7 protein-coding genes and 1 pseudogene are annotated in these 9,804 nt (G+C 73.9%); 3 read left to right on the top strand and 5 right to left on the bottom strand.

Annotation, left to right across the window (positions count from 1 at the left end):
- A partial coding sequence (locus tag ACFU99_RS19865) for a PP2C family protein-serine/threonine phosphatase (RefSeq protein ID WP_384393663.1) occupies positions 1–579 on the top strand: 579 nt, incomplete at its 5' end.
- Positions 580–662: 83 nt separating this feature from the next.
- On the opposite strand, the gene ACFU99_RS19860 is transcribed toward ACFU99_RS19865, so the two are convergent.
- The 4 genes and pseudogenes from ACFU99_RS19860 to ACFU99_RS19845 all read right to left on the bottom strand — a co-directional run.
- Positions 663–2,027, bottom strand: a complete 1,365-nt coding sequence (locus tag ACFU99_RS19860) for a YncE family protein (RefSeq protein ID WP_384393661.1) — start codon at positions 2,025–2,027, stop codon at positions 663–665.
- Positions 2,028–2,188: 161 nt separating this feature from the next.
- Entirely contained in the window at positions 2,189–2,779 is a 591-nt protein-coding gene (locus ACFU99_RS19855) for a DinB family protein (RefSeq protein ID WP_384393658.1), read from the bottom strand.
- Positions 2,780–2,862: 83 nt separating this feature from the next.
- Complete coding sequence (locus ACFU99_RS19850; RefSeq protein WP_384393656.1) at positions 2,863–3,702, bottom strand: undecaprenyl-diphosphate phosphatase; 840 nt, start codon at positions 3,700–3,702, stop codon at positions 2,863–2,865.
- Positions 3,703–4,618: 916 nt separating this feature from the next.
- Positions 4,619–5,653 (bottom strand): annotated as a pseudogene (locus tag ACFU99_RS19845) (glycosyltransferase); the annotation flags it as partial.
- Between the two features lie 264 nt (positions 5,654–5,917).
- On the opposite strand from ACFU99_RS19845, the gene ACFU99_RS19840 reads away from it, so the two are divergent.
- Complete coding sequence (locus ACFU99_RS19840) at positions 5,918–6,604, top strand: response regulator transcription factor (protein ID WP_384393652.1); 687 nt, start codon at positions 5,918–5,920, stop codon at positions 6,602–6,604.
- 3 nt (positions 6,605–6,607) lie between these two features.
- Positions 6,608–8,032 carry an ATP-binding protein gene (locus ACFU99_RS19835; RefSeq protein WP_384393649.1) on the top strand — a complete coding sequence of 475 codons (1,425 nt, stop codon included), beginning with the start codon at positions 6,608–6,610 and terminating at the stop codon, positions 8,030–8,032.
- Positions 8,033–8,069: 37 nt separating this feature from the next.
- On the opposite strand, the gene murJ is transcribed toward ACFU99_RS19835, so the two are convergent.
- Positions 8,070–9,665 carry a murein biosynthesis integral membrane protein MurJ gene (gene murJ / locus ACFU99_RS19830; protein WP_384393647.1) on the bottom strand — a complete coding sequence of 532 codons (1,596 nt, stop codon included), beginning with the start codon at positions 9,663–9,665 and terminating at the stop codon, positions 8,070–8,072.
- Positions 9,666–9,804: the final 139 nt, after the last annotated feature.

The following is a 9,804-nucleotide window of genomic DNA, read 5'->3' as shown; positions in this document are numbered from 1 at the left end:
CCCACGCTGTCCGCGCTGGCCGACGCCTTGGAGACGGCGCCCGCGTGCGAGGACGCGGTGAGCGCCGGAACGGCGGGCCGGGTCGGCCTCGGCCGGTCCGGTGACAGCGGCGAGCACTTCGCCACCGCCGTCCTCGCGCAGATCCCGGCGGACGGCGCGACGGTGCAACTGTTCAACCTCGGCCACCCCGCACCCCTGTTGCTCGGGCCCCGGACCGTGCGGCGCCTGGAGCCGAGGCGGCGCGGGCTGCCGCTCGGGCTGCGCGCGCTCAGCCCCGGTCCCGTGGCCACCGAGACGGTGCCGCTGCCCGTCGGCGCGACGCTGCTCCTGCTCACCGACGGCGTGACCGAGGCGCGCGACGCCCACGGCGTCTTCTACGACCCGGCTGCCCGCCTCGCCCGTTTCGGCGGCGCGGCCCCGGAGGAGCTGCTCGACCACCTCCTCCGTGACGTCCGATGGCACGTCGGCGGCCCGCCGTCCGACGACATGGCGCTGCTGGCGGTCCGCCGAAGCCCCTCCCTTCACTGTCCGGTCCGAACCTGCGACCGGCCCCCGCGCCGGGCACTGGCGACCCCATAAGGCCCATAAGACCTATAGATCTATAGACCCCCTAGGACCCACAAGGCCACGCAAGACCTCATAAGCGGCTTTGCCGCGCCGGGCTACTCGGCTATCGCCCCGTGCGCCCGAGCCGGGTCGTATTGGAGGTCGCCCTTGAAGACCGCCTCGTAGCCCCGCAGCAGTTCCTTCCTCGTCGTGCCGGGCGGCGCGAGCGCGTCGCAGGCGGCGCGGCCGGTGAAGTCGGTGACCGCGCGGCACAGTTCGGTTCCGGAGACCGTACGGAAGATGATGGTCCGGCTCCGCGCCGCCCCGTCGCCGAGAGCGGCGGCGAGGCCGCTGACGCCGAGCGGCTTCCGCACCAGCACGGCGGATTCGGCGGCGAGCCGCACCGGTCCCGGCGTGGGCGCGGTACGGGCCGCCTGGACCGCACCGCGCGGCGCGTCGGCGACCAGGACGCGCACAGCTCCGGTCGCGGTGTCGAGAGCGACGAGGTCCGTCCCCCGGTACCCGTACAGGGCGCTGCCGTCCGGATCGAGCGACTGCCACTGCACCGCGCCGGTCAGCGTCCTCCTGACGGCGCCGGTGGCGAGGTCGATGACCTGCGTTCCGGTCGCGTCCCACAGCTGCGCGTACCCCGTGTCCCCGTCCGGCGATATCGCGAACTTTCGCGCCACTCCTGGCAGTTCAATGGTACGGACCGGGGCGCCCGAAGCGGCGTCGATCACCTCCACGGGGCTGGGCAGCTGCTTGCCGCCGCCGTCCTGCCGGTAGGTGGTGACGTACGCGAGGCGGCCGCCGGGGCCCGGGACGACCTGGTACGGGGCCTCGACCGGGGCCGTGGCGCGGAGCGTGCCGGAGGCCGCGTCGACGAGGTGCACCGCTCCGCCGTCCTCCCGGCCGATGGCGTAGAGCAGCGCGTCGTCGGGGCTGAGGGCCGCGGTGACGACGGGCCGCCCGATGTCGATGGGCGGGAGCTTCGCGCCGCCGACGGTGTCGAGGACCTCGATGGCGCCGGGGCTGTACCCATGCAGATAGACGCGGGAGCCGTCCGAGGAGACGGCGTCGATGCCGAGCCTGCCGCCGCTGTCGAAGGTCCGGCCGAGCCGGCTCGCCGCCGTGTCGTACTCGACGACCCGCCGGTACTTGTCCGAGGCCAGATAGCCGTGCCGCCCGTCGGCGGCGAGCCGCAGCCCGGCGGGCGGCGGATAGCCCCCGCCGATGGCGGTGTACGCGCCCGCCTCCCCGGTCGTGCGGTCCAGCACCTCGATGCGGCTCGGGTCGCCGCGCTCCACATAGAGGTACGTACCGGGGCGCGGCTCCCTCGCCCGCGCCGGCTCCCCCGTGGCCAGGGACGCCGCGGCGGCGGCCGCGGTCGCGCACAGCACGGCGACGGACCGTACGGCGGCTTGGCGCACGGCGGCCCGGAGCATCGAGGCGGGTGCGGCTCTTCGCAGGACATTTCGCATGGTCGGATTCCCCCCTGGAATGACGAACATGAAACGACGGACATGAACAGACATGCTGTGCCATCGCGAGTGCTCCATGTCAGCCACGGTCCGGCCGATTTGGAGCGCGCTCAATGAGCCAGGCCCCCCTCAGTGCCTCAGCGCCTCAGTGCCTCAGTGCCTCAGTGGCCCATGGCCCCGTCGATCCGCTCCCGCAGCAGGTCGGCGTGGCCGTTGTGACGGGCGTACTCGGCGATCATGTTCACGAGTATCCGGCGGAGCGATATGGGCTCGCCGGTGCGTCGGCGGATTCCGGTCGCGTCGAGGGAGGCCGCCCCGGCGACGATCTCGCGGGCCCGCTCGCACTCCGCGCGCCAGACCGCGAAGGCCACGGTCACGTCGCCGTCCACGTCGTCGAAGTCCTGGTTCGGCTCGTCGTCGGAGTAGTAGAGCTGCGGCACCCGCTCCCCCGCGAACTGGATCCGGAACCACCAGCGTTCGACCGCGGCGAGGTGCCGGACCAGCCCGTGCAGGCTCAGCCCGGACGGCGGGATGCCCTTCTCCGACAGCCGGTCCTCCGGCACACCGGAGCACTTCAGCTCGAACGTCGCGCGGTGCCAGTCGAGCGACGACGTGAGGGCGGTCCGCTCGTCGCCGGTGAGCGGCGGCTCGGTCCGCGCCCCGTCGCCCCAGGTCCACGCGTAATTCTCAGCGTTCACGGCATTCACAGCGGTCTCGGCGTTCTCGGCGTTCTCGACGGGAATCTCGGTCATGGTCCGAGCGTGCCAGAGACCACTGACAATTCCCGGCGGTCGCCGCCCGCCACCGCCCCTGTCCGGCCGCGGACTTGGGGGTTTCAGGCCACGACCGGCAGGGAACCGGCGGCGAGCAGCGCGAGGAGCAGGAACCCGGCGGCGGTGCGGTAGACCATGAACCCGCCGAAGGTGTGCGCCGCGATGAACCGCATGAACCACGTCAGCGCCGCGTACCCGACCGCCGCGGCGACGGCCGCCGCGAACAGGGCCGTCGCCACCGCGCCCGGCACGTACCCGCCGCTGTGCGCGGCCGCACCGCGCACCAGCCCGTACGCCCCGGAGCCGAGCACGGCGGGAACGGCGAGCAGCAGCGAGTACCGCACCGCCGCCGCCCGCCCGTACCCCGCGAACAGCGCGGCGGCCAGGCTGCCGCCCGTACGCGACGCCCCCGGCATCAGGGCCAGGGTCTGCGCGAGGCCGATGAGGACGGTGTCGCGCCATCGCGGCTCGGGCGCGGCGCGGTCGTCCCGCGCCCAGTGGTCGGCGGCCGCGAGGAGCACGCCGAGGGCGATGAGGCCGAGTGCGACGAGCCGCAGGTCGTGGAAGGCGGGCGCGAGCGTGTCGTGGAGCGCCGGGCCGAGCACGCCGATGGGGACGCTGCCCACGGCGATGCTCCATCCGAGGCGGGCGCCGGGGTCCGCGCGTGCGGCGGGCCGTACGAACGAACGTCCCCACGCCCGCGTCATCGCGCCGATGTCACGCCGGAAATAGACCAGTACGGCGGCTTCCGCGCCCAGTTGGGTGGCCGCGGTGAACGCCCTGCCGGGGGCGTGCCACCCCGTGAGCACCGACGCGATCCGCAGGTGCGCGCTGGACGAGACGGGCAGGAACTCGGTGACCCCCTGCACCGCCCCGAAGACCGCCGCGTGCAGCAGATTCACGAACCGGCCCCCGGCCGTATGCGACCCTCACAGCTCACCCCGGTTCTCCGCAGGCCCCGAAGGGGCGGGGGAAGCGCGGGTTGGCGAGCGTCCCGCAGAAGCTCCCGGCGGCCGGCGGCCCGTCGAGCCGCAAGAAGGCCAGGCGGTCCCGCCCGGCGTACTCGGCGCCGACCGCCGTACGCCCGCTGCCGCGGCCACCGTGCCGCCCCAGAAGCCGTGCGACGGCACGGCCCCAACGCCCGGCCCCCTCCGAGCCGGCTGCCCGTCCCCCGCCCCGCCGCGGCCCGGCGACCCTGTTCCCGGCCCGGCGCCGAGCGAACAGCCGGTCGACGACTCGGCGGCGCGTCCCCGTGAGCGAGGCGACGAACGGTACGGCCCCTCGGCCCGTGCCCATGAGTGAGGCCATTCCTCGGCGTCCGCCCGAGAGCAGGGCAGTCCCCCGGCGCGTACCCACCCGTGTGGCGGCCCTCCGCCGCGTCTGCATCCGGGAGACGTTCATCGGACCCGTACCGCCCATTGGCGCGACACCCCTCCGAGGTGTACGTATCAGCCGACGTGTGCGTATCCGCGGAAGCGCCCCTCGGCGCGCGCCCCGCGGCGCAGCGGTCCTGCGGGCCACAGCCGCTCCGCCGCCGACGCGCCCCCTCCGGCTTCGGCGGGCGCCCTGCCGCGTCGCGCGTATGACGGTCCGGCGCTGTGCCGTGGCCGCCGCGCTGTCGACGGCGGCGCGGCGGGGGGACCTTGCCTGGACGGTGGGGAGGGCCGCAGGCGTGTCGGCGGCGGCGCAGCGGGGGTCGTCCGGCTGGGGCGCGGCCCACCGCAGTACGGGGCCGCGGGGCCCGGCCCCTCTCTCGCCGCTGTTCGTACGAGGCGCGGCCCCCGCGTCGTCGGCGCCATCGGCTTCCGGTGCGCCGCTCCGGGCGGCGACAGCGGCCCGGAGCCTGGCGTAGGCGCGGTGCACGGCGCGCCGCCGCCTGGTGGCGGCGAGTTCGGCGAAGAGGCGCTCGTAGCGGCGGGCGATCGGCGCGGGGTCGAAGCGGTGGGAGCCGTCGAGTGCGGCGGCGGCCATGGCGTGGCGGCGGGGCGCGTCGCCGATGAGGTCGAGGAGGGCGGAGGCGAGGGCCTGGCCGTCGCCCGTCGGCACGAGGAGCCCGTCGACGCCGTCGCGGATGATCTCGGCGGGGCCGTGCGGGCAGTCGGTGGAGACCACCGGCAGGCCGCAGCGCATGGCCTCGACGATCGTCACGCCGAAGGATTCGGCCTCGGAGGCGGAGGCCGCTATGGACGCCTTGGCGAATTCGGCCTCCAGCGGGGCGTGCGGGCCCATGAGTTCGACGTGGCGGCGGAGGCCGAGCCCGGCGACGAGCAGTTCGAGGCGGTCGCGTTCCGCGCCGCCGCCGTAGATGCGCAGTCGCCAGTCGGGGCGCTTGGCGGCGACGGCCGAGAACGCCTCGACGAGGAGGTCGAACCGCTTGCCGCGGGCGAGTTGACCGGCCGCCACGACGACCTTCGCGGTGCCGTCGGAGGGCGGGCCGGGCGGCTCGGGTACGCAGTCGGGCAGGGCCAGGATCCGTACGCCCGGCAGCTCCATCCGTTCCCGGTAGGCGGCGGCGTCGGCTGCGGTGGTGGTGATGAGGGCGTCCAACGAGCGGTAGTTCCGGGCCAGTTCGCATCGGAGCCGCTCGGGGTGGGCGTCGAGCGAGAGGTGTTCCTGTGCGATGCGCAGCGCCCGGCGGGGCCCGAAGCGGGCGAGGTGGATGTTGACGCTGGGGCGGGTGCCGATGATGACGTCGGCCGCGCAGCGGCGCAGATAGTCCGCGGCCAGCCGCTCGGCGATCCTGCTGTACGGGCCGTGGCGGCGCTCGGCGGCGAGGGCGGCCGCCAGGTGGAAGGTCGTGCGGTTGGCGCCCCCGATCCCGTAGGCGTTGTGCAGCAGGAATGCGATCTTCATGCGGTGTCTTTCCGGGGTCTGCCGAGCAGTCTGCGCGGTCGGGAGCGGCGCGTCACCGGAGTGCTGGACGATCGAGGTGATCAGGAGCCCCGTACGGCTCTCCGGTGCGCTCCCGGCGCGGTGTTCACGGTGGCCGAGGCAGGTAAGCCGGCTGCGTGACCGCATTAAGAGCCGGGTAAGAGAAGGGGGACGAGCGGTGCGTACGGGACGGAGCGGACGGGGGCAGCGGCGATGGCCCCACGCCGCCTTGGCAGACTTGGCCCGGTGAATTACGCCGTGCTGCTCGCCGAGGACGACCGGGCCATCCGCCATGCGCTGGAGCGCGCCCTGGCGCTGGAGGGCTACCGCGTGACGGCGGTGGCCGACGGCGTGGAGGCGCTGGCCGCCGCGCACCGGAGCCGGCCGGACGTGATCGTGCTGGACGTGATGATGCCGGGCGTGGACGGGCTGGACGTGTGCCGGGTGCTGCGCGCCGAGGGCGACCGTACGCCGATCCTGATGCTGACGGCCCGGGTGGAGACGGCGCACCGGATCGCGGGGCTGGACGCGGGCGCGGACGACTATGTGGCCAAGCCGTTCGACGTGGACGAGGTGTTCGCGCGGCTGCGGGCGCTGCTGCGCCGGGTGGCGCCGGGCCCCACGGTCTCGGGGGCGGTCCCGGAGGTCGGGGATCTGCGGCTGGAGCCGTCGGCGCGGCGGGCATGGCGGGCGGGGCGGGAGCTGGAGCTGACCCGGACCGAGTACGACCTTTTGGAGCTGCTGGTCCGCAACGCGGGGATCGTGCTGGACCACTCGGTCATCTACGACCGGATCTGGGGCTACGACTTCGGGCCGGGTTCGAAGAATCTGGCCGTCTACATCGGCTATCTGCGGCGGAAGGTCGATCTGCCCGGGCTGTCCCCGCTGATCCATACGGTGCGCGGGGTCGGCTACACCCTGCGGGCGTCCTGACCCGTGAAGCTGCGTCTGCGGCCGCGTCCCCGCCCGAGCCTGCGCACCGTCTTCGCCGCGTCGTTCGCGCTGGTGACGACGGTGGTGACGGGGCTGGTGGGGTTTCTCAGCTATGACGCGGCGGCGCATCTGGTGCGGGTGGACCAGCAGTCGGTCTTCCGGCAGGTGGTCCAGGACCTGCGCCAGCAGGTCACGCACAAGGCCCTCTTCCCCGCGGACTACGTGTCCGGGGACCCGGACCACGACGGGCCGCGGGACGATCTGATCCGCCCCACCCGTACGGTCGTCCAGGTGCTCGGGGCCCAGGGGCGGATAGCGGACACGGGGCAGCCGACGCTGCCGGTGTCCGCCACGGACCGGGCGCTGGCGGAGAACCGCCGGGCCGGGGTGGTGCGGTTCGTGGGCGGCGAGGTCGAGGGCGACGACTACCGCCAGGCCACGGTCTCGCTCGGCGGCGGCCGGGGCGCGGTGCAGGTCGCCCAGCAGCTCAGCGACACCGAGGATCTGCTCAACGATCTCCAGAAGCGGACCGTGCTGTTCGTGGCCGCGCTGATCGCCGCGTCCTCGATCGTGGGCTGGTGGCTGGCGCGCCGGATCACGGGCCGCCTGGTGCGGCTGACGGGCGTCGCGGAGGGCGTGGCGGCGACGGGGCGGGTCGACATGGAGGTGCCGGTCGGCGGGCAGGACGAGGTGGGGCGGCTGGGCCGGGCGTTCGACGACATGCTGGGGCGGCTCGCGCACTCGGAGGAGGACCAGCGCCGGCTGGTCCAGGACGCCGGGCACGAGCTGCGCACGCCGCTGACGTCGCTCCGTACGAACCTGTCCACCCTGCGCCGCTACGACCAGCTGCCGCCGCACGTCCGCGACGAGCTGCTCTCCGACCTCACGGACGAGGCACGGGAGCTGACCGACCTGGTCAACGAGCTGGTGGAGCTGGCGGCCGGGCAGGGGCAGGCGGGGGATCCGGTGCCGGTGGCGCTGGGCGAGGCGGCCGAGCGGGCCGCCGCCCTGGCGCGCCGCCGCACGGGCCGTACGGTCACGGTGCGGACGGCGGCCCCGGCCACGGTCCTGGCCTGGCCGCCTGCCGTCCAGCGGGCGATCTCCAACCTGCTGGAGAACGCCGCCAAGTTCGATCAGGACCGCGCCGATCCGCTGGAGATCGTGGTCTCGGGCGGGCGGGTGGACGTACGGGACCGTGGCCCCGGTCTCGACGAGGCGGACCTCCCGCACATCTTCGGCCGTTTCTACCGGGCCTCGACCGCGCGCAGCCTGCCCGGCTCGGGGCTGGGTCTCGCCATCGTCCGGGAGGTCGCGGCGGCGCACGGCGGCACCGTGCACGCGGCGAACCGCGTGGGCGGCGGCGCGGAGATCGGCTTCACGCTGCCGATGACGCCCCCGGAGCACCTGAGCCCGCCCGATCCCTCCTGAGGGGCGCCGGGCGGGCTCCTGGAGCCATCGGGAGGGCTCAGCCCAGGCCGGGCAGGCTGCGCAGTTCGCCGATCCGCAGCGCCTTCGCCAGCAGGACGAACAGGCCGGCCATCACCACTCCCCCGGCGGCCAGCGCCAGCACGGGCGCGCTGGAGACCCGGGCCGCGGCGAGGCCGGCCGCGCCCGCGACCACCGCGGCGAGCGTCAGCTTGCCGTACGTGCGGAACAGCCGCTTCCCGTCGAGCCGCCCCTCCAGCCTGCGGCGCAGCAGCAGGGCGGTGATCAGGAGGCCGACGCCGTACGAGACGCCGTAGGCGGCGGCCATGCCGGTCACGGCCCAGCGCACGGGCAGCAGCTGGTGGCAGGCGGTGGCGAGGGCGACGTTGACGCCGGATATCCACAGGGCCATCCAGAACGGCGTACGGGTGTCCTCTACGGCGTAGAACCCGCGGAGCAGCAGATACTGCGCCGAGAACGGGATCAGGCCGAGGCCGAACGCCTGGAGCATATTGCCCGCGGGCTCCGCCGAGGCCGCGTCCCCGCTGCCGTGGCCGATCAGCAGGGCCGCCAGCTGGGGCCCGAAGACCAGGAAGAAGAAGGCGGCGGGCACGATCACGACGCCGCTGACGCGCAGCGCGCGGGAGAGGTCGTCGCGCATGTCGTCGATCCGCTCCTCGGCGGCGGCACGGGTGAGGCGGGGCAGCAGGGCGGTGACCACCGAGACCGTGACGACGGCCTGGGGCAGGGTCCAGATGTTCTGGGCGTAGAAGTAGGCGGAGTTGCCCACTCCGCCCTGCGGGCTCTTGATGTCGGCGGCGTTGGCATAGTTCGTCACGACCGTCATGGCCACCTGGTTGACCAGGATGAACAGCAGCGTCCAGCGCGCGGCGACGGCGCTCTTGCGCAGCCCGGCCCCGCGCCAGTCGAACCGCGGCCGGAACCGGAAGCCCACCTCCCGCACGTAGGGGATCAGCGAGAGCGCCTGGAGCGCGATGCCCACCGTGGTGCCGATGCCCAGCAGCCGCACCTGCGCGGCCGTGATGTCCTGGACGCTGTCGGGCGCGGTGACGAAGCCGAGATAGAGGCCGAACATGGCGATCAGGACCACGTTGTTGAGCACCGGCGTCCACATCATCGCGCCGAATTTGCCCCGCGCGTTGAGAACCTGGCCGAGGATGCCGAACAGCCCGTAGAAGAAGATCTGCGGCAGCAGGAACCGCGCGAAGACCACGGTCAGCTCGTACGCCGCGTGCTGGTCGGGGGTGTCGCGCATATAGACGCTGACGATCTCCGGGGCCGCCCACACGGCGAGCACCGTCCCCACCGCGAGCACGCACACCACGAGGGTGACCAGCCGCTGCTCGTACGCCCGCCCGCCGTCGGGCTGCTCAAGGCGGGCCCGTACGAGCTGCGGCACGAGCACCGCGTTGAGCGCCCCGCCCATGATCAGGAAGTAGAGGCTGGAGGGCACGGTGTTGGCCGTGGTGTACGTGCTGGCGAGCAGTCCCGATCCGAGCGCCGCCGCCTGGAGCAGCAGTCTGATCATCCCCGTCGCACGGGAGATCACCGTGCCCACCGCCATCAGCGCGGACGAGCGCGCCAACCCCTGCCCCTTGGGTTTTCCGTGCTTCATGCGGATCAACATACGGGGAGACACTGACAATTCAGTAATCTTGATCATGAGGCCGACAGCGACTCGGGCGGCCGCTCCGGCCGCTGTGTGAACCGCGCCGCCCCGCTACTTCGCGGCGCTCTTCACCCCGGCCGTGACC

It is taken from the genome of Streptomyces sp. NPDC057654 (assembly GCF_042800135.1).
Classification (GTDB): Bacteria; Actinomycetota; Actinomycetes; order Streptomycetales; family Streptomycetaceae; genus Streptomyces.
Note: the sequence above shows the minus strand (reverse complement) of the source record. Positions and strands in the feature narration are given on the sequence as shown.

Excerpts from the sequence above, each read along its gene's own strand:
- murJ (WP_384393647.1), bottom strand. The coding sequence starts at position 9,665 with ATGAAGCACGGAAAACCCAAGGGGCAGGGGTTGGCGCGCTCGTCCGCG.
- ACFU99_RS19860 (WP_384393661.1), bottom strand. The coding sequence starts at position 2,027 with ATGCGAAATGTCCTGCGAAGAGCCGCACCCGCCTCGATGCTCCGGGCC.
- ACFU99_RS19855 (WP_384393658.1), bottom strand. The coding sequence starts at position 2,779 with ATGACCGAGATTCCCGTCGAGAACGCCGAGAACGCCGAGACCGCTGTG.